At 70.0% G+C, this 19,561-nt stretch carries 15 protein-coding genes; 9 read left to right on the top strand and 6 right to left on the bottom strand.

The window, feature by feature from the left end:
• Positions 1-45 precede the first annotated feature (45 nt).
• On the bottom strand, positions 46-2,082 hold the full coding sequence (locus tag ACIBBB_RS08340; protein ID WP_398980114.1) for a glycosyl hydrolase family 28-related protein: 2,037 nt from the start codon (positions 2,080-2,082) through the stop codon (positions 46-48).
• Between the two features lie 319 nt (positions 2,083-2,401).
• Between ACIBBB_RS08340 and ACIBBB_RS08335 the strand changes: the two genes are divergently transcribed.
• Positions 2,402-2,992 carry a SigE family RNA polymerase sigma factor gene (locus ACIBBB_RS08335; RefSeq protein ID WP_398980112.1) on the top strand — a complete coding sequence of 197 codons (591 nt, stop codon included), beginning with the start codon at positions 2,402-2,404 and terminating at the stop codon, positions 2,990-2,992.
• The gene (locus ACIBBB_RS08330) at positions 2,989-4,221 is read left to right on the top strand and encodes a hypothetical protein (RefSeq protein WP_398980110.1); all 1,233 of its coding nucleotides are present in this window, start codon (positions 2,989-2,991) and stop codon (positions 4,219-4,221) included. Before ACIBBB_RS08335 ends, ACIBBB_RS08330 begins: the two co-directional genes overlap by 4 nt.
• Here the strand turns inward: ACIBBB_RS08330 and ACIBBB_RS08325 are convergent.
• Positions 4,183-5,523, bottom strand: a complete 1,341-nt coding sequence (locus ACIBBB_RS08325) for a hypothetical protein (protein ID WP_398980107.1) — start codon at positions 5,521-5,523, stop codon at positions 4,183-4,185. The two genes, ACIBBB_RS08330 and ACIBBB_RS08325, sit on opposite strands and share 39 nt — an antisense overlap.
• A gap of 311 nt (positions 5,524-5,834) precedes the next feature.
• On the opposite strand from ACIBBB_RS08325, the gene ACIBBB_RS08320 reads away from it, so the two are divergent.
• Entirely contained in the window at positions 5,835-6,962 is a 1,128-nt protein-coding gene (locus ACIBBB_RS08320) for an exo-alpha-sialidase (protein ID WP_398980105.1), read from the top strand.
• A gap of 7 nt (positions 6,963-6,969) precedes the next feature.
• Here ACIBBB_RS08320 and ACIBBB_RS08315 read toward each other — a convergent pair whose 3' ends face one another.
• Positions 6,970-7,629, bottom strand: a complete 660-nt coding sequence (locus tag ACIBBB_RS08315; RefSeq protein ID WP_398980103.1) for a response regulator — start codon at positions 7,627-7,629, stop codon at positions 6,970-6,972.
• Positions 7,617-8,942 (bottom strand): sensor histidine kinase, encoded by a 1,326-nt coding sequence (locus ACIBBB_RS08310; protein WP_398980101.1) that lies wholly within the window; start codon positions 8,940-8,942, stop codon positions 7,617-7,619. The genes ACIBBB_RS08315 and ACIBBB_RS08310 overlap by 13 nt, the downstream gene beginning before the upstream one ends.
• A 180-nt stretch (positions 8,943-9,122) precedes the next feature.
• Between ACIBBB_RS08310 and ACIBBB_RS08305 the strand changes: the two genes are divergently transcribed.
• From ACIBBB_RS08305 to ACIBBB_RS08290, 4 genes are all read left to right on the top strand, one after another.
• Positions 9,123-9,365 (top strand): hypothetical protein, encoded by a 243-nt coding sequence (locus ACIBBB_RS08305; RefSeq protein WP_398980099.1) that lies wholly within the window; start codon positions 9,123-9,125, stop codon positions 9,363-9,365.
• A gap of 14 nt (positions 9,366-9,379) precedes the next feature.
• Entirely contained in the window at positions 9,380-10,195 is an 816-nt protein-coding gene (locus ACIBBB_RS08300) for an ABC transporter ATP-binding protein (protein WP_398980097.1), read from the top strand.
• A 2-nt stretch (positions 10,196-10,197) separates the two neighbouring features.
• On the top strand, positions 10,198-12,855 hold the full coding sequence (locus ACIBBB_RS08295) for an FtsX-like permease family protein (RefSeq protein ID WP_398980095.1): 2,658 nt from the start codon (positions 10,198-10,200) through the stop codon (positions 12,853-12,855).
• Between the two features lie 298 nt (positions 12,856-13,153).
• On the top strand, positions 13,154-14,695 hold the full coding sequence (locus tag ACIBBB_RS08290) for an amidase family protein (RefSeq protein WP_398980093.1): 1,542 nt from the start codon (positions 13,154-13,156) through the stop codon (positions 14,693-14,695).
• Between the two features lie 1,695 nt (positions 14,696-16,390).
• Here ACIBBB_RS08290 and ACIBBB_RS08285 read toward each other — a convergent pair.
• A complete protein-coding gene (locus ACIBBB_RS08285) occupies positions 16,391-16,876 on the bottom strand; it encodes a hypothetical protein (RefSeq protein ID WP_398980091.1) in 486 nt (161 codons plus the stop codon).
• 10 nt (positions 16,877-16,886) lie between these two features.
• Positions 16,887-18,338, bottom strand: a complete 1,452-nt coding sequence (locus ACIBBB_RS08280) for a helix-turn-helix domain-containing protein (RefSeq protein WP_398980088.1) — start codon at positions 18,336-18,338, stop codon at positions 16,887-16,889.
• Positions 18,339-18,500: 162 nt separating this feature from the next.
• Here ACIBBB_RS08280 and ACIBBB_RS08275 point away from each other — a divergent pair, with 162 nt between their 5' ends.
• Both ACIBBB_RS08275 and ACIBBB_RS08270 read left to right on the top strand, forming a co-directional pair.
• Complete coding sequence (locus tag ACIBBB_RS08275; protein WP_398980086.1) at positions 18,501-18,836, top strand: DUF6415 family natural product biosynthesis protein; 336 nt, start codon at positions 18,501-18,503, stop codon at positions 18,834-18,836.
• Positions 18,837-19,147: 311 nt separating this feature from the next.
• Positions 19,148-19,531: an ATP-binding protein gene (locus tag ACIBBB_RS08270; RefSeq protein ID WP_398980084.1), complete on the top strand. Its 384-nt coding sequence runs from the start codon at positions 19,148-19,150 to the stop codon at positions 19,529-19,531.
• Positions 19,532-19,561 lie beyond the last annotated feature (30 nt).

Raw genomic sequence — 19,561 nt, 5'->3', positions numbered from 1 at the left:
CACCCATGAGGGGGGGAGCCTCAGGTCGGAAGGTGAACGGCCCTCTCACCAGGTGGACGGCGCCGGAGGGGCCACCACCGGCGGACGGTCGTCGCACGTGATCGTGTTCGGCAGCAGCCACGGCGCGAGCCACGACTCCGTACCCCGTCCCCCGTCGTTGCCACCGAGGTCGGTGAGCGCGAACTCCGAGCCGGCGGGCGTGAAGTTGAAGGAGCCGCAGTTGTTGACACCGACGGCGCCCACATCGCGCGCGTCCACGTTCTCGAAGGACGCGGACCCCTTCACCCGGGCGCTGACCGCCGACGTACCCGTCCCGTCGATCCTGACGTCCTTGAAGCGGACACCGTCGATCACGTACAGGTCCTTCACCGCGTAGTCGCTGACCAGCATGATCGCGTTGTACGTGCTGTCGAGATAGTGGTCGCCGGTCACCCGGACGTCCGCGTCGATGTCCTTGTCCAGCGCGTAGAGCCAGATGGCTCCCAGCCCGATGTTCCAGTTCAGCTCGTACGTCCCGGCGCGAACCGTGGTGTTGTCGGTGAAGCGCAGCGCCCCGGTGAACGGCTCGGCGCCGAAGCGGGACCCCGCGTGCAGCGCGCTGCCCTCCCGGACCGGGTCGGCGACGAGATTGGCCGAGACCGTGTTGTCCGTGCCGCCGTAGATCGCGATGCCGTTCGCCAGGACCGGCGACTGCACGGTGTTGCGCGTGAACGTGTTCTTCGCGTTGGCGGTCTTCTCCGACCACATCGCGAGGCCGTCGTCTCCCGTGTTGCGGACGAAGTTGTCGGACACGACCGAATTGGTCACGCCCGTATGGAAGTTGAGGGCGTCGGCGATCTGGTCGACGACGATGTTGCCGGAGACGCGGACGTTCGACATCGGCCCGTCGAACCAGAGACCGACCTTGGTGTGCCGGATGTGCAGCCCCTTGACCGTCGAGTCGCTCATCGCGCCGCCGACGCCGTTCACCTGGTCGGTGTCGATCCGTGTCCGTACGTCGCCCTCGATCGCGAAGCCCGACAGATGGACGTTCCGGCTTCCGCCGTCGGCCGCGTCCTTGCCGTAGAAGCCGACCCCCGTGTGGACCGAGCCGTCCGGGGCGGGGCTGTCGAGGGTGACCTGGCGGCCCTTGACGACCGTGTGCCAGTTGCCGGCGCCCTCGATCGTGACGTCGTCCACGATGATGTGACGGTTCACCTGGTAGGTGCCCGGCGGGATGTACACGGTGAGGTTCTTCCGCTTCGCGAAGGCGATCGCCCTGTCGAACGCGTCCGCCGAATCTCGCCGGCCGAGGGGATCGGCACCGAACAGCAGTACGTTCGCGGCGGTGAGCCGGATGTGGGGCGCGCCGACGAGCTCCGAGTCGAGGAGGTCGACGACCGTCCAGTCGGCCTTGCTGCCCGCCGGGACCGTCAGCCGTACCGTGTCACCGGCCCGGTAGGTCTTGCCGAGCTTCAGGCGCTGCTCGTCGTAGAAGTGGCTCGGGCGGAACGGCTTCGTGATGACCGGCGCGGGAGTCGTCGCGGCGGGCACGCACGCGCACTCGGTGATCCACCAGTCGGGGTGCAGCAGGTCGGCGCCGGGGTCGTTGGAGAAGGGGTACTGGTTGTAGAGCCACGCGTACTGGGAGGTGAGCGTCATGGTCTTCCGGCCCTCGCCGTTGACCGTGACATCGAGGGGCGCGGTGATGCCGCCGCCCCCGGGCGCGTCCGGGACGCTGTAGCGCACGGTGATCGCGTTGGCGGCGCTGGGCAGGGTGAACTCGACGTACTGCTTCGGCGTCAGCTTCACCGCCGCACGGCCGGAGGCCTCGGAAGGCAGGGTGTACGCGGTCCGGTCCGGCCCGATGACCGCGCCGTTCGTCGCGGCGTTCTCCGCCTCCTGCTCGGCGAAGCCGACGCGGGCTCCCCGGCCGGTGACGAGCGCGGGGTCGAGGGCGGCGCGGGTGACGACGGGGCCGGTGGGGCCGATGGGGCCGGTGGGTCTTTCGAGGGGGGCTGCGAGGGCGGTGCCGCCGCCGCTCAGCAGGCTGAGACTCAGACCCAGCCCGACGGCGGCGGCGGTCAATGAGGTCCACGACATCTAAGGCTCGATTCTCTTGGGGAGGACGAACGCCGGTGGGGCAGGCGCTCGGTGGAGCGGACGCCGTGGGGGTGAGGTGGACATTAGGACCGTCGCGCCGTGCTTCACAAGATGCCTGCGAGCAGTTTTCGCATCTCTGCGCCCCAACTGCGGTGACCAGTCAACTTCTTGCGCTCCCGCTCATGATTCCTTACGGATCGGGGCGCGGCTCCGGAACGCCTCGCGGACACCTTTCGCGTGCCCGGCATAGTGAGGCCCCCTCACGCGCGTCAGCACGGGTAGGCAGGGCCGACCGGCCCGCCGGGAGAAGAAGGTGACGATGGATGCCACAAGCCGGGAGAGTTTCCTGGAATTCGTGACCAACAGGTCCACCGCGCTGCTGAGAACCGCCGTGCTGCTCAGCGGGGGCGACCGCCACGCGGGCGAGGACCTGTTGCAGAACGCGCTCATCAAGGCCGCCGGCCGCTGGCACCGGATCGACGAACCCGAGGCGTACGTACGGCAGATCCTCTACCGCCAGCAGGTCAGCCGGTGGCGGCTCAAGGGCCGGCGCAAGGAGCTCACCGTCGCGGAACCGCCCGACCCCGGCCTCGACGCCCGGACCGCCTCCGGAGCGGACGGGACCGGCGCCGCGGAGCTGCGGCTCGTGATGCGCGACGCCCTGTCCCGGCTCACCGCGCGGCAGCGCGCCGTCCTGGTCCTGCGCTACTTCGAGGACCTGCCCGAGGCCGACGTCGCACGCCTGCTCGGCTGCTCCGTCGGCACCGTCCGCTCCACCACCCACCGCTCACTCGCCCGGCTGCGGGTCCTCGCGCCCGAACTCCGCCTGCTCGACCCGTCCGACGACGAGAAGCCGGAACAACCGCAGCCGCCGTCCCGCGACTTCGCCCCCGTGGAGGTACGACCGTGAACGTCGAGGAATTGGTACGCGCCTCGCTGCGCGAACAGGCCGCCGGCACCGCGACCGCCCCCGCCGACCTCGCCGGCCGGGTCCTCGCGGCTCGCCGCCGCCGCAGAACACGCCACCTCGCCGGGGCCGCGGTCACGACCGTCCTGGTGGTCACCGCCGCGGTGGCGGGGCCGGGTGTGCTCAACTCGGGCGACACCTCCACCCAGTTGGCGAGCGAGGCCTCCCGCGGCAAGACGCTCACGCATGTCGACCAGTCGCCGCCGCGCGACCTGATCGCGGTCGGGGACCAGGCACTCGCCGCGTACTACACCTCCCGCAGGGTCGAGCAGCCCAACCGCGACGAGATCACGACCCGGACCTACTCCGTGCTGGACCAGCAGACCGGCAGGTACGAGGTGGACGCGCGCTGGGCCTATCTGACGGTCGCGCCCGGCATGCGCACGGCAGCGGTCCTGGAACGCCGACTGCCCGTCTCGCGGATAGGAGTTCTGGACCTCCTCACCAAGAAGGTGACGCGCTGGATCCCGGTGGAGGGCCTTGGCGGGGGCGTCGGCGCGGTCGAGTTCTCGCCGGACGGCAAGAAGCTGATCGCCACCACGTACGACAAGAATCCCGATCGCACCTACTGGTCGAAGAGGATCCCGGTGAACGAGACCGAGGAGCCCCAGCCCGTCTCCTGCCGTACCGGTTTCGCGATCGTCGACGTCGGGACGGGCGAGTCGGACTGGCACGCGCTGCCCGCGTTCCAGGACCCGGAGTACGGCCGGGGCTTCGGCTCCGGCGAGAAACTGCGGTTCAACAACGACGGCACGCTGGTGTACGAGTTCATCAACATGGCGCCCGGCAGAATCTTCCGCGACCTGCGCGGCGAGGAGGTGCCCGCGCCGCCGAAGGAGAAGCACGTCGACCTCATCATGGCCCCGGCCGGCCTCTCCCCGAACGGCGAACTCGTCGCGGGGCCCTTCGCCGGCGGAGTGCGTACGACAGCGACGGAGGTCCTCGACCCGGCGACCGGCAAGCGCGTGGAGAGGCTCAAGGGCCAGGAGCTGCTCGTCTGGGCGGACGACAAGCGTCTGATCGCCTGGGACATCGCGCCCGGCGGGGGTGAGTTCGACAACCGTCTGGTGCTGATCACGCTCGGCAGCGACAAGGTGGTCTCGCTGAGCGGAGCCCGTACGCCCAAGGACTACTCACCGGGCCGCTGGGAACCGGTCTTCGCCAAGCGCTGACGGCAACTGCCCGGCCCCGGGGCCGTCATTCCCTCCCGTCCGACGTCGACGCCACCGCACCAGGGCGGGCAGCCATGGCGCGGCGCCGGCGACGAGCAGGAGCGCCAGGAGGGGGAGACGCCACAGGGACGAGAGGTGCGCGGGCGGCGGGTCCTGGGGCTCGGCGACCCACGGCCGGGCCGTCTTCGACCACGCGACGAACGCGTCGCCGATCGGCAGGAGGCCGAGGGCGTAACGCTTCGTCCACGGGGTGCTGACCGGTACGCCGAGCAACTCCCCGTAGTTGGCGATTCCTTCGGCCAGCGTGGCATCGCCCCGCACCTGCGCGGCGCCGAGCGTGACGACCGTCGCGGACAGGCTCACACCGAGGGGGAGCGGCCCGGAATCGACATCGGCCGGGCCGTCCATGCCCTCCGGGTACTCGCGCGTCGTCGGCCCGAGACCGAGCGGGCTGACGACGTACTGGTCGCGGAAGAGCGTGTACTGCTCGCGGGCGAAAGCCGGGTCTATGTCGACCAGGAACCGCTGGATGATGCTCTGCGAGGTGCCTCTGGCCACTTCGAGGGGATCGCCGGTGTCGGGGGAGACGCGGTGCGGCAGCAGTCTCGTACGGGGGTCGAGACGCTGCCGCACCCCGTCGAGCCACCGCTCCACGGTGCCGGAGAAGCGGGCGGGCAGCAGCGTGTCGTGCAGTCGCAGCGAGGCCACGGCGACGGTCGAGTCGACGGGCCACGCCTGCCCCGGATACGCCGTCAGATACGGCGACTCGGCTCCGTCGAACGCCGCCCCGAGAACGGCCGAATCCTCCGCGAACCGCCGCACCTGCCCGGCGTCGCGCTCGCCGTCCGGCCGCAGCATGAGCGTGCCGCCGCGCAGCCAGTTGGTCCAGCCTCGGTAGAAGACCCCGTACGACGGGGTCAGTTCCGGGCTGAACGCGGCACGCCCGGCCTCCGAGTCCAGCCGCCCCAGCGCCCACCGCGCTTCCCGCGACGCCTCGGCCCGCGCCTCACCGGCGGGCTCCCGCATCCCCAGCTCGACCCAGCTCAGGCCGTACAGGGCGTGCAGGAAGAAGTACCCCTCGGGGAACTGCTGTTGGGCGTCGTCACCGGCGCCGTCGTCCAAGGCCGAGCGTATGAAGGCCAGTTGACCACGGACCCCGGCGGGCTCCCCGCCGGTCCCCCCGGTGGCGGGCGCGACCAGCCGTACGGCCCCGACCAGCGCACAGAAACTGACGAGCACGGCGACGAGCAGTCGGGCCCGTCGCAGCAGGCGGCGCGCGGTGGTCGACACTTGGTCCGGCATCCACCGATGGTAGGCGCTCGCCGCGCCCGCCCCACCTGACAGGGACGCCCTGGAGCTTCCCGCTGTAAACAGCCCGAGGGTTTGGCGACGTGTGCTGTTCACCTCGAAGCGGCGTGATGTTCCCGGTCGTGCAGGTTCGGCGCGCTGGGCTGGGGGAGATGAGGAGTTCAGCGGTGGGTTGGGCCCGGCGTTTTGTCGTCGTGGGGCTCGCAATGGTGATCGCGGGGTGTCAGATGGGATCGGATACGGGATCGGGAACAGGTTCCGGGGCGGACGGGGCGCGGGCGGCGGGGGAGTGTGGGGCCGTTGACGTGTTCGTGTCCGGGGAGGGTGGCTACGACACCTTCCGGATTCCGGCCGTGGTGGCGGTGAGGGAGCCGGGTTCCGGGCGGGACGTGCTGGTCGCGTTCGCCGAGGGGCGGCGGCTGGGCAAGGAGGACCACGGGGATGTGGACGTGGTGCGGCGGCGTTCGTACGACGGTGGGTGCACCTGGTCCGAGGTGCGGCCGGTCGCCGACTCCGGGCAGGACACCCTGGGCAACCCCGTGCCCGTAACCGTCGGCGACAGCGGCCGTCTGGTGCTGCTGACCACCCGCAACGGCGGCGACGCGACGGAGGCCGCGATCATGACCGGGCAGGCCGCCCCTGAGGACGGCCGCCGGGTGTTCGTCCAGGCGAGTACGGACGCGGGCGCCAGCTGGTCCGCGCCGCGTGAGATCACCGAGCAGGTCAAGCGTTCCGACTGGCGCTGGTACGCCACCGGCCCCGGCCACGGGGTCGAGCTGACCGCCGGCCCCGGCGCGGGCCGTCTCGTCGTCGGCGCCAACCACTCCGTCGCCCCTCCGGACGGCAGTACGGACACGGGAGCCGAACCCAGCCACTACGCCGGGCACTCCCTGCTCAGCGACGACGGCGGGGAGACCTGGCGGATCGGCTACGTCGACCCGGCGGCCGAGGGCACCCTCCATGTGAACGAGACCGCCGTCGCCCAACTCCCCGGCGGCACCGTCTACTTCAACGCCCGCGACCAGAAGGGCAGCGCCCCCGGCAACCGGGTCCACGCCTGGAGCCAGGACGGCGGCGCGACGCTCGACGGCCCCTTCGAGGCGGCCACGGGCATCACCGCGCCGCCCGTGCAGGGCAGTCTCCTCCAGGTCACCGGGGAGGAAGGAGCGGACGACGCCCCGCTGCTGATGGCCTCACCCGCCGATCCCCGCGACCGCGCCTGGATGACCGTACGCGCGAGTCTGGACGGCGGCGCGACCTGGTCCGCCGGATACCGGCTCTCCGACGCCAAGGCCGCCTACTCCGACCTCGTACAGCTGGACGACGAGCACGTGGGGATCCTGTACGAGACGGGGACGGCCACCGCGTACGAGGCCATCCGCTTCGCCCCGCTCCCGCTCACGTCACTGAGCGCGGAGAAGCCCAGTAGTTGACGAGCCCTCAGACACGGCGACGGACGTCGTCGAGATAGCGCAGCACCGCGGCCACCCGCCGGTCCATCTGGTCGGTGGGCGACAGGTCGAGCTTGGCGAAGATGCTGCGGATGTGTTTGTGGACGGCACCGTCGGTGACGAAGAGCCGTTCGGCGATGGCCGAGTTGCCCAACCCCTCCGCCATCAGGGCGAGAACGTCGCGTTCACGCGGACTGAGCCGCTCCAGACGCGTGTCGTCGCGGCTGCGCGTGAAGAGCTGCGCGACCACATCGGGGTCGATCGCGGTCCCGCCGTCCGCCACGCGCCGCAGCGCGTCCAGGAACTCCTCGACGCGGCCGACCCGTTCCTTCAGGAGATACCCGAGTCCGGTCACGCCCCCGACGAGCAGATCCGTGGCGAAGCTCTGCTCGACGTACGCGGACAGGACGAGCACCGCCAGATCGGGACGGCGGCGCCGGGCCTCGACCGCGGCGACGATCCCCTCGTCGGTGTGGGTCGGCGGCATCCGCACGTCGAGGATCGCGACATCCGGCTTGTGCTCGTCGATGGCGTCGAGGATCCCGTCGGCGGTACCGGCCGTGGCCACCACGTCGAGACCTTCCGCGCGCAGCAGCAGGGCGAGTCCCTCGCGCAGCAGCGGGTCGTCCTCGGCTATCACGATCCGCATGGGAGTTCCACCTCGATGGTTGTGGGGCCGCCGGGAGGGCTGGCCACGGTGAGAGTGCCGTCGAGCGCCGCGATACGGCGGCGGATGCCGATGATCCCGGACCCGCCGTTCTCGTCCACGCCGCCCCGGCCGTTGTCGCTGATGCTCAGCCGCAGCCTGCCACCACCGCCGCGCACCGTGACGTCGGCCTGCTCGGCACGGCTGTGTTTGGCGATGTTGGTCAGTGCCTCGGCCACCACGAAGTAGGCGGTCGCCTCGACGGACGCCGCGCGCCGCTCGGGAGCCTCGACGTCGATCCGGCACGGCACCGGACAAGACGCGGCCAGCCCGGCGAGCGCGCCTTCGAGCCCGCGGTCGGTCAGCACGGGCGGCAGGATGCCGCGGGCGACCGAGCGCAGCTCGGCCAGTGCCTGCTCGGCGGAACTCTGGGCGCGTTCGAGGAGTTCCTCGGCCCCGGCCGGATCGCGGGCGACCATGCGCCGCGCGGCTCCGAGCAGGACGGTGACGGTGACGAGCCGGTTCTGGGTGCCGTCGTGCAACGAGCGCTCGATGCGCCGCAGTTCGGTGGCGTGGGCGTCCAGGGCGGCGGCCCGGGTGGCGGTGAGCTCCGCGATCCGCAGCGACAGGTCCGCGTCGGGTCCGACCGACAGCAGCAGCCGGCCCGGCTTCGCCTGGAGCCTGGCCATCCCCGGCGTGAGCCCCATGATGATGGCGATCCACCCCAGCCCGAGCAGCGCGACGGCGAGTACGTCGGACCAGTCACGCGCGACTCCCAGCCCGATGGAGGCGCTGGTGGCGCCCTCCGGGAGCAGCTTCCAGTAGAGGGGGAAGGTGCTGTCGCGGATCGCGCAGAGCGGCAGCAGTACGCCGATCAGGCCCAGGAACAGCCCCACCGTCGCGTGGCGGACCAGCCAGCTCAGCTCGCGGCGGGTGGTGGGATCCGTGAGGGCCGGGCGGAGCTGGGCCGGGGCAGGGCCGGGACCGACCAGTTCGGGGCCCCAACGTGTCAGCCTGCCGCGTTCACGCTCGGCGACGGAGTGCAGGAGGCGCAGCCCGACGGGCGCCATGAGGAGTCCGACGCCGACCAGGGCGGTCACGGCGGAGACGGCCAGCCAGACGAGGGTGAAGAGCGCGAGCAGGGCCGTACCGAACCCACCCGCGAGCCGTTCGAGCGCGACGAGGGCGGCGCCGCCGGATCGGACGACGATGTCCCGGATGCCGCTCTCGGAGCTCGGACTCCGGGAGTCGTGACGTACGGATTCCTGCTCGCCGGACTCGGCGGCCCCGTCGAGTGTGCTGCGTTGGGTCGACATGCACCTCTCCTTCGGCAGCGACCTTATGCGGCCCACCAGTTGGTCGCCAGCCGGACGGTCGATGAGTACAGCAGGCTGTACCAACGACTGGGGAGCAGGCGGGCTCGGCCGCGGGGGGTGGCAATTCATAGCGTCGGTGACGACAGCGAGACACCACCGAGCGGGAAGAGGAAACTCCTCATGACATACACCGACCCCTACCGTCTGACCGGCCCCGGCGGAAGCCACGACGCGTCGCGGACCGAGGTCACCCGGGCCGGAGTGGTACGCGCCCTGCTCTGGCTGGTGCTGGTCATCAGCGCGGTCGGCAACATGGTCGCCTCGTACAGCGGCTCCGGTGCGCCGGCCCACCTCGTGTGCGGCGTTGTCACCGCGCTCTGCGTGACGGCGCTCGTCGCTCAGCGCCTGCGGGGCCGGCGATGAGGGCGCTGAGGCCGATGAGTGCGCCCGTCGGGAGGGCCGAGAGGCGCGCGGCCCGCGCGGCGGTCGGTCAGGGTGAGGTGTACGGGCGGGGCCGGGGTTACGGCCAAGGCCACGCACCCGCCATCGCGTTGGTGAACCTCAGCAAGACGTACCCCGGCGGAGTCACCGCCCTGCACGACGTGTCACTGACCGTGGAACGCGGCACGTTCCTCGCCGTGATGGGGCCGTCGGGGTCCGGCAAGAGCACCCTGATGCACTGCGCCGCCGGGCTCGACGCGCCGACCGGCGGAAGCGTCCGTATCGACGGCCGGGAGATCGGCGGGCTCAACGAGAACCGCCGCACCGAACTGCGCCGCGAACGCATCGGGTTCGTCTTCCAGTCCTACAACCTCGTCCCGTCCCTCAGCGTCGCGGACAACATCACCCTGCCCCTGCGCCTCGCCGGGCGGGCCCCGGACCGGGAGTGGCTGCACACCCTGACGGAGCGGGTCGGACTGTCCGACCGGCTGAGCCACCGGCCGGCCGAACTCTCCGGCGGCCAGCAGCAACGAGCCGCGATCGTACGGGCGTTGGTCGCCAAACCGGCCGTCGTGTTCGCCGACGAGCCGACCGGCGCGCTGGATCTGCGCAGCGCACACGGGGTGCTGAACCTGCTGCGTGAACTCGTCGACGAACTCGGTCAGACCGTGGTGATGGTCACCCACGACCCGGCCGCCGCCGCGCAGGCGCACGAGGCGCTGGTGATGGCGGACGGCCGTGTCGTGGACACCCTGCCGACGCCGACCGCACCCCAACTGGCCGCCCGCCTCGTCGCGTTGGGAGAGAACTGATCATGCTGCGTCTCGCGGTACAGATGGCCCGGCACCGGATCAGCGCTCTGCTGGCCGTGGTGTGCGCGGTGCTCGGCGGTGCGGCACTGATCACCGGCACGGGCGTCCTGACGGAGTCGGGACTCCGCTCCCACCTGCCGCCCGGCCGGCTCGGCGGCGCCGACATCCTGGTGTCGGCCGACCAGACCTTCCGGAACGGCCCGGACCTGCCGCTCGCGCTGCCGGAACGCGGCACCGTACCCGCCACGTTGGTCGAGCGGCTGGCCCAACTGCCGGGTGTCACGGTCGCGGTGGGGGACATCAGCTTCCCCGTCGGGCTGCTCGACGCCCGTGGGCGGGCCGTCCCCGTGGAGGACCCCAGGACGGCCGGACACAACTGGTCCTCCTTCAAGCTGCTGGACGGCGCGGGCCTCGACGGCTCGGATTCCGAAGGCGCGGATTCCGACGGCCCGGACATGGACGGCAGCAAGCCGGCCGGTTCCGACGAGATCGCCGTGGACAGCGACATCGCCGCCGCCGCGGGCGTGCGGCCCGGCAGCGAGGTCCGCGTGGTCGCGGCCGGCCGCGCCGCCGCCGGCTACCGCGTCTCCGCGGTGATCGACGCGCCCGGCGCCGGTGTCCTCTTCGCCGACCCGACCGCCGCCCAACTGGCGGGCAGCGAGGGCGGATCCCGTTCCGGGCCCGGTTCCGGTCCACATTCCGGGGCGGTCGACATGATCGGCCTCCGTACGGAGCCGGGCACCACCGACAAGGTCGCGGCCGCGGTACGCGCCGAGCTCCGCGACGCCGAACCCCGCGAGGGGAAGGTCGTCGCAGAGCCCCAACTGCCCGCCCCCGAGCTGGTGGTGGCCACCGGCACCGACCGCGGGGACCTCGCCGCCCCCGACGCGGTGGCCGCCCGGTCCCTCCTGATCCTGCTCTCGTCGTCGCTCGCGGGCATCATCCTGCTCATCACCGGTTTCGTCATGGCCGGCGCGCTGGGCGTGGCCATCGCCGGGCAGCGACGCGAACTGGCCCTGATGCGCGCCGTCGGCGCCACCCCGAAGCAGATCCGCCGGCTCGCCGCCGACCAGGCCACCGTCATCGCGGCCCTGGCGCTCGTGCCCGGCATACCCCTCGGCTACGTGCTGGCCGGCCAGTTCCGGCGCCTGCTCGTCGACCGCGGCGTACTCCCGGAAGCACTCCCGCTGACGTACAGCCCACTTCCCGCTCTCGCCGCAATTCTCCTGCTGGCCCTGGCAGTTCAGGTGTCCGCCCGGGGCGCCGCCCGTCGCACGTCCCGTATGCCCGCCACCGAAGCCGTCGCCGAGTCGCGCAGCGAACCGCGTAACCCCTCACGCCTGAGGACCCGCGCCGGGCTGCTGCTCATCGTCGCCGCGACCACCCTCTCGGTGGTGCCGCTGCTGTCCCGCACGGCGCTCGGCGCGACCGCGACCTCACTCGCCGGCATCATCGCGGCGATCGGCCTCGCCATGGCCGGCCCCGCCCTGGTCCGGAGCGTCAGCGACACGCTGGCCCGGCGTCTGCCGGCCGGTGCCTCGCCCGCCACCTGGCTGGCGATGTCCAACGTCCGCGGCTACGCCATCCGTATCGCCGGAGTCGTCAGCACCCTCGCCATGGCGGTCGTCTTCACCCTGACGTACACCCTGGCCCAGACCACGGTGCTGACCGCCACCACGAACGACGTCCGCGCCGGCACCCTCGCCCAGGAACGCCTGAGCGCGCCGGGCCTCGGCGGAATGCCCGAGGGGACGCTCGCCGCCGTACGGGACACCGCGGGCGTACGGGACGCGGCACCCGTCACCACCACCACCGTCCTCTGGCCGTACGAGCAACTGGGCGACCCCATGGTCGAGTCCGCATCCGCGATGATCCTCGACCCCGCCGCCCCGGACGTGCTCGACCTCGACGTACGCGCCGGCAGCCTGGCCCGCCTCACCGGCGACACGGTCGCGGTCGGCAGCGACATCGCCACGTCACGCGGTGCCAATGTCGGCCGGCGGATCAGCCTGATCCTCGGCGACGGCACGCGGGTCAGCCCGCGGGTGGTCGCCGTCTACAGCCGCAGTCTCGGCTTCGGCCCGGTCGTGCTCTCCCGCGATCTCGCGATCGACCACACCACCACCCGCCTCGACCAGACCATCCTCATCCGCACCGACGACTCCGCGACGGCACACGACAACCTCGCCGCGCTGGCCGCGTCCCGCCCCGGCCTCGCCCTCGAACCCGCCGACACCACCGGCGCCGGCCTGAGCGACGCGCCGCCCGAGGTCTGGGTGAACCTCGCCACCATCGCCGTCCTCCTCGGCTACCTCCTCCTCTCCATCGCCAACAAGCTCACCGCCACCACGGCCCAACGCCGCACCGAGATCGCCACATTGCGCCTCAACGGCACCACCCCACGTCAGATCCGCGCCATGATGCGCCGTGAAGCCGCGCTGATCGCCACCGCCGCCCTCGTCGCGGGCCTCGCCGTCTCCGCGATCCCACTCGCTCTCCTGGGCATCGGCTTCCTGGACCAGCCCTGGCCGGCGGGGCCGGTCTGGCTGCTTCCGGCCATCGCGCTCACGATCGTGAGCATCGCCTTCCTCACGATCGAACTCCCCACCCGGCGGGCCCTCCGCACCTCCCCGGCCGCCGCACTGGCCAACCACGAGTAGCCCCCTCAGCCTCCGCCGCCCCGTCCGCCGCTTCCCACCTGACAGCCACTCATGAAGCTACGAGGCCGCCGGCACAGGTGAACTGTCCATCCACGTCGAATCGGTGACGGCAACTTGATCGATATCACACGGATACACGACGGACGCAGATCGCCGTTTCCATGCTGAGGACTCACAGATTCGTATTCCTCGCTAGGAGCCTACGATCAAAAGCAACTCCTCAGCTCGTGAACGGTTCGACCGGCGCCACGCCGTAGCCCTCGCCATGGCTGTGTTGATGGTCGCCGGTACAGCGTCCGTGACCACGTCCAGAGCCGGCGCGACCGGTCGTCCCTCCGAGAGACCGCTGTCCATCGACCTCGGAACGGCGACCGTAGCCCAGCTGGACGGTTTCCTCAGCTCCGGCAAGATCTCCAGTACCGAGCTCACCAAGGCGTACCTGGAACGCATACGGGCCCTCAACTCCCAGGGGCCCTCGCTCAACGCGGTACGTTCCATCAACCCCGACGCGATGAAGGAAGCGGCCTCCGCCGACAAGGCGCGGCGCGGCAAGGGCCCGCACAGCCCCCTGCTCGGTATACCGGTCATCGTCAAGGACAACATCGATGTCGCGGGTATGCCGACCACCGCGGGTTCGGTGGCACTCGCCGACTCGTATCCCGCGAAGGACGCACCGATCGTCGCGCAGTTCCGCAAGGCGGGCGCGGTCATCATCGGAAAGGCCAACCTCACCGAGTTCGCCAACTACCTGACCAGCGGGATGCCCGGCGGCTACAGCTCGCTCGGCGGGCAGGTGCTCAACGCCTACGATACGAGCCAGACTCCGAGCGGATCCAGCGCCGGTTCGGGTGTCGCGGCCTCGATCGCCTTCGCCGCCGTCACCGTCGGGACCGAGACCTCCGGATCCATCCTCAGTCCCGCGTACTCCAACTCCGTCGTGGGCATCAAGCCGACCGTGGGACTGGCCAGCCGCACGGGCATCGTTCCGATCGCCGCCAGCCAGGACACGGCCGGCCCGCTCACGCGCACGGTCGCCGACGCCGCAGCCACGCTCACCGCGCTCGACGGCAGGGATCCGGCGGATCCCGCCACCGAAGCCAATCCGCTCGTCGGGCACGACTTCATCAAGGATTTGTCGACCACGGCGCTGCAAGGGGCCCGTATCGGCGTCGTCGCCAGCCAGGTCCCGGCTGCGGGAACCGACAACCGGGCCCTGTGGGACGCTTCCGTCGCCGCTCTCAGGGCCCAGGGCGCGACGCTCGTCGATGTCGCCCTGGACACCTCGGGCCACCCCTCGACGGTTCTGTCCTACGAGTTCAAGCGTGACCTGAACGCGTACCTGGCCCGGCTGCCGAAGAAAGCCCCCATGAAGAGCCTCGCCGACATCATCGCGTACAACAACGTGCACGCCGGTGCGGCGTTGAAGTTCGGACAGGTCAATGCTCTCAACTCCGAAGCCAAGGACCTCGGCGCCGACAGCGCCGACACGGCCGCCTACAAGGCGAGCCGGGCCCAGGATTTGGCCGACAGCAAGGACCGCATCGACGCCGTCATGAAGGACAACAACCTGACGGCGCTGCTTTTCGCCAACAGCGGAAGCGCGGGCATCGGCGCGAAGGCGGGGTACCCCTCGATCAGCGTCCCGGCCGGCTACCAGTCCGCCAACAGGCGGCCGTTCAGCATCTCGTTCCTCGGCCAGGCGTGGAGCGAGCCCACCCTCATCGGCTACGCCCATGACTACGAGCAGGCCACCAAGCTGCGCCGGCCGCCGACGGTGATCAATCCGGCTCCGTACCGCTGCACCGCTCTCACCAGCCTCGGGGACTCCTGCGCGCCCTGACGCTGCCCCGATTCAGCAGGTATCCCCAGCACTCACTCGCCTCGTAGAGGGTCCGCCGGCAGGCCACTGGCGGACCCTCTCACTCAGAGCGGTGGCCGATGGACCGGTGGAGGCAGTCCAGGAGCACTGCGTCGGCTTCAGTGCGCTCCTGAAGCAAGTCCTCCGAAGGATCAGGGCCCGGCGGAATTGACGTTCAGCGAGACGGCAGGACCACCACACGTTCAGCACTGTTCGATCGGGAGTCATCGAGCTTCTCCGGCCCAGGTCTGAAGGCGGGCCACACCGCCTGAAAACCAGGCCAACGGCCCGCAGCCAAAGAAGCCTGCTGCCGCGAAAGAATCCTGGCAAACCAACGAGGGCCGCTACCCCGGCAATGGGGTAGCGGCCCTCTTGGTGTTCTGACGTCACGTCAGGATTTCGGCCCACGTGGCCCGACCCTGCGGTTTAGATGTCGAAGAACTGATGCGTTGGGTCTGCGACCGTGTGGCTACGAAGCCAACCTTGCTGTGGCCAGCGCGGCGTCGGTCGTGCGGGGTCGTTGTTGGTCGTCGTGGAGTGACCTCTGACAGCCCCGGGACGGCCCAGGACTACCTCTCGTAGGGTGCCACGCTCGATGCTCGGCGATGTTGCAGTCATATCGGCTCCGGGGTGCCTCAGATTCGAATTCAACTCCTACACATGACTCAGAGCGCTCCGTCATGGTCTACACACCACACTGACGAGTTTAGGTCGAGTGCGTCGCCTAAGCCGCCGATCGTGAGGGCGAACCGCCTCGCTTCAAGATGTCTAAAAGACCTCGCGCTGTCGAGGAGTTCCTCTTACTCTCTTCCTAGCAGGTCTGGGCCTATTTCGTGCGCGAGATCGAGGCACGACAGTCGATCAGCACCCAGTCTCTGCTCAAGTCTCTTAACGCGCTGATCGCTTATTGGCCAACGTATTGTGAAGTGCTGCGATTGATCGATAAGCATTTTTGGCCCAACACGCCCCCGCCGGGCCCAACTCCAATTATGGCACTGTATCCAAGTGGGCGAATTCGGTGGTTTCACTGGGAGCCGATACTGAACATGATGAAGGCTGCCGAACCGCCGCCGGGATCGGAACTGATGGAAGGGCGTTTCAGGGAATATGTGAAAAGTGGAGAGGTCTCGATTCCGAATAATATGGGAGGAAGGCCACTCACTTCTGCCGTCTCTCAGGTGCAGGTCACGCCTAGGGAGGGTGCGGAGTGGTTCAGGGCTGATGCAATTTTGGCCCCGGGAGTCAAAGGAAAAGTATCCTGGTTGAACTAGAATTTAGGTCGAACTACGATCAGTTGGCCGTACTCGCGGATCAAGCCTCGGCAGTGGTTGACCTGTTGCGGCGCAACCAAGCGGTGCGTGAGGAGTTCGCAACCGTCGCAAGGAGCAGTAGAGCGCCGCGCGCCCACCAGATCCAGCCGCTGTTGGCAGCTCTTCATGAAGACCCGCTCCGACTGGTATCAGGCCCTCGAAGCACATCTGGTGGAGCGTCCCCCCCCTGGGACAGTCCCGAGGTCAGTGCCGTCCCCATCGTGGCCGGTGCGGAGTCGTGCCTCCGGTGGGTGGCGTCCAGCACCGAACCCGAGTAGTCGATCAGGGCGCCGACTTCGTCGACACGGCATCCACCGCGGAATTTGGCCCTTGCCCTCCTTTGCGTCGGGCAAAGGGGGCTTTCTCGTCACGTCCGGCGTGCCGCGCCGTCCGGCCACACGACGTCGACGGGCAGTCCTGCCGCGCGTGCCTCCTCGACGGTGTCGGCGGTGCCCCCGCCCTTGCCCGAGGGCGGAGTTCCGTCCCACACTGCGACGAGCCGGTCCGCGCGCGTCAGCAGTTCACTGTTGGCCGCCTCGTACGCCGTCCGGTTCGCCGTTTCGTGAGGCATCGTCACCACGTCCACGGCGGCCTCAACGAGGTGGTCGAAGACCGCAGCATGCGCCGGTTTCACTTTCGTTTCCCGGTAGTCCTGGGAGGGGATCACGACGACAAGCCGGCCGCCGATCGCGGTGACTTCCTCGGCGAACAGTGCGTCGGCCCCGGCGGCGATGCACGACACCCCGGTCAAGTCCTCGCGGTACGGCTCCAGAAGCTGGCGTAGTGCGGACCGCACGAGCGGCACGCTCTCCTCGGTCAGGTCCATGTGTCCGGTCACGGCCAGCGTTGTCACGCCGTCCTCCTCAGCTCGACAGCAGGTCGCGGATACTATCCCGCGCCTTGCGCACTGACCGCGATGCCTGGTGGCCCACGGTGTACGGGTAGAGCTGCCCGAGCTGTGTACGGACCCGGCCGGACTGGGTGAGCCTTGCGGCGGCGACCGCGCGGTGGGTCTCCTCCGCGCCGCCGCCGACATCACCGACGAGGAAACGGCATTCGGCGAGGCCGATCCGGTCGAGCGCGTGGGAGCGGCCTGCTTCCGAACCGCCAGAAGAGAGCGCCGTACGGCTCTCATCGGCCGCCCGTTCCGCGTGCTGCCGGGGGTCCTGTCGTGCGAGGTCGAGCAGTCGGCCGCCGGTGACGCCCGCCAGCTCAGCCTCGTCGAAGTACGCGATCCAGTAAGGCTCTTCCCCACTGCGGGTCGCATTGGCGAGGGCTTCGGCCGCCTTCGCGGTGGCCCGCTGGAATCCGGCGGTGCGGCCCTGCGCGGCGTACGCCCACGCCTCACGGGTGTGGAGCATGGCCCGCACACGCGGTCCGATCACGTCCCGGGCGCCTTCCTGGGCAAGCTGGATGAGCTGAAGCGCGTCATCCGGGCGGTCGCGGTAAAGCATCTGCCGGGCCATTCCGGCAAGGACGTTGGCGCCGAACACCGGGTCGGCACCCGCGTGCGCGGATCGCAGGGCCAGACGGTAGTACTCCTGCGCCCGTCGGTGGAGACCGCTGTCCCATGCCATGGTCGCCGCCGTTCCGGCGAGCTGCGCCATGATCCGGTACAGGCACGTCTCCACCTCGGGCGCCTGGTGCTCGTCGAGCGCGCCGGCCACCTCGGCAAGCTGCCCGAGAACCGCCTTGCGACGGAGCCCGCCACCGTACTGGTGGTCCCACTGCCGGAACGCGCGTGCTGTGAACTCCAGTTCATCCGTCTCACGAAGTCCGAGTCGGCCTCGCCGGACAGGCGCGGGCAGAGCGGCAGCCGGCTGGAGCCAGCCCTCCAGGGAATCGAGCAGGGCAGCGCCGGTTACGGCCGCTCCAGCAAGGGCGCGTGTGATTGCGCGACGGTCCATCACGAGATCGCTCCTCGTCAGGTCTGCTGCCAGGTCGATGGTGGCATCCGGCCTCCACGGGACCTCGCTGGCTGCCGGTCGTACGCCCGGCGACTCTGGCGGGTGCTGGGTCTGCTGCTGGTGCTCCCAGGGGCGCGATGCGAGCCCGAGCATGTGACCTGGGACGCGTAGTCCGTCGGCGATCCGCCGCACCACATCGAAGCTGGTGACGCGCTGGCTGCCGCTGATGATCGTGGACACCTTGCCGGGGGTGAGTTGGCAGGCGGACGCGATGCGGTTCTGGGAAAGGCCGCCCCACTTCTTGATCAGGGTGAAGACGGCCGCGAAGTCGTGCTCCGCGAGGGCTGCCCGTACGTCTGCTCTGTCGAGAACGTCGGGCGCGAGTGGGCCGGATGTCGTGGCGTCCATGTGAGCCGACCTCCAGGGCGATTTTACGCACGCGAGCGCGCCTTGCTGGAGCGTCAACGAGTGTATTACCGCCTCGGTAACCCCCGCCGGTTATCCCGTAGTTGCGCGTTCCGGACGACCCTGATTGGGCAACGCACAAACCGACGAGCCGGGGAGCACGCCATGGACGAGACCACTTATCCGGCGATGCAGAGTACGGTCCCGCTCGACATCTCCACGATGTCCGCCGCGGCAGCCGCACTGCTCGACGACGAGCCTCCCGCCGGCGAAGCACTGACCTCGCTCACTCTCCAACTTCGCGGGCACCTCAACCTGCTCATCCCGGAGTTGGAACAGCGGTGCGACGTGGCCGAGCCACGAGACGTGGCATGCGCCCAGCGGGAATCGGCGAAGCGCGGCGTCGTCTGGCGGCCGATCCAAGTTCGCTCGGCCCCGTACGGCACGCCACACTCCTCGCGCGCTCCGTGGAGGCGCTGCGCCGTAGCGGTAACCGGATGAAAACCATGACTTCCTGGAACAGCACCGAGGTCTGCAACGTGCCGGGCTGAGGCAGCAAAGACCAACGGCGCAACGCGTTGCCACGCAAGGCCAGCAGCGGAACTGAGCGACCGCTGCGGCAGGCGACAGCGGCGTAAGAAGAACGCGAAGTCGCACGTCCCGGTCAGGGCTCGGCCTTCCACGACCTCAGAGGAATTCCTATGCATCCGACGCCTCTGGCACACCGCACTCCCGCTCTCCTCTCCCGGTGTTTACCGGCCCGCCTCGACACGATCCCGGCGGGTGGCGAGACGGCGACTTGGAGAGGGCCGATGAGAAGTGCGCACGCCGCGATGTCGTTCGATGCCGACCCGAGGCGAGTGGAGGCGGCGCGCCGGGTGACAGCCGCTGTGCTGGGGAGGGCCGGCGTCAGGGACCGCGATGTGATCGGGACGGTGCAGCTGCTGGTCAGCGAGATCGTCACCAACGCCATCGTCCACGGCAACGCCAACTCCGTCTCGTTCCAGGTCACTTGTGACCCCGCCGGTGACGTGACTATCGAGGTCGATGATCACTCGTCCGGCGCTCCGGAGATGCGGGAGGCGGGTCCGGACGACGAGGGCGGACGCGGCATGCAGCTCGTCACCTATCTCGCCCGGGACTGGGGCCGCAAAGGCACCTGCACCTGGTGCACGTTCACCGCCGGGAGCGGCTGATGCACTCCTCCTCCACGGCCCTCGCCGAGA

Origin of the sequence: Streptomyces sp. NPDC051217, from assembly GCF_044455465.1 — a bacterium.
Lineage (GTDB): Bacteria > Actinomycetota > Actinomycetes > Streptomycetales > Streptomycetaceae > Streptomyces.
Note: the sequence above shows the minus strand (reverse complement) of the source record. Positions and strands in the feature narration are given on the sequence as shown.

Bases quoted from the DNA above. Each gene is read 5' to 3' on its own strand.
- ACIBBB_RS08340 (WP_398980114.1), bottom strand. From the start codon at position 2,082: ATGTCGTGGACCTCATTGACCGCCGCCGCCGTCGGGCTGGGTCTGAGT.
- ACIBBB_RS08335 (WP_398980112.1), top strand. From the start codon at position 2,402: ATGGATGCCACAAGCCGGGAGAGTTTCCTGGAATTCGTGACCAACAGG.
- ACIBBB_RS08325 (WP_398980107.1), bottom strand. From the start codon at position 5,523: ATGCCGGACCAAGTGTCGACCACCGCGCGCCGCCTGCTGCGACGGGCC.
- ACIBBB_RS08315 (WP_398980103.1), bottom strand. From the start codon at position 7,629: ATGCGGATCGTGATAGCCGAGGACGACCCGCTGCTGCGCGAGGGACTC.
- ACIBBB_RS08310 (WP_398980101.1), bottom strand. From the start codon at position 8,942: ATGTCGACCCAACGCAGCACACTCGACGGGGCCGCCGAGTCCGGCGAG.
- ACIBBB_RS08305 (WP_398980099.1), top strand. From the start codon at position 9,123: ATGACATACACCGACCCCTACCGTCTGACCGGCCCCGGCGGAAGCCAC.
- ACIBBB_RS08300 (WP_398980097.1), top strand. From the start codon at position 9,380: ATGAGTGCGCCCGTCGGGAGGGCCGAGAGGCGCGCGGCCCGCGCGGCG.
- ACIBBB_RS08295 (WP_398980095.1), top strand. From the start codon at position 10,198: ATGCTGCGTCTCGCGGTACAGATGGCCCGGCACCGGATCAGCGCTCTG.
- ACIBBB_RS08280 (WP_398980088.1), bottom strand. From the start codon at position 18,338: ATGGACGCCACGACATCCGGCCCACTCGCGCCCGACGTTCTCGACAGA.
- ACIBBB_RS08275 (WP_398980086.1), top strand. From the start codon at position 18,501: ATGGACGAGACCACTTATCCGGCGATGCAGAGTACGGTCCCGCTCGAC.
- ACIBBB_RS08270 (WP_398980084.1), top strand. From the start codon at position 19,148: ATGAGAAGTGCGCACGCCGCGATGTCGTTCGATGCCGACCCGAGGCGA.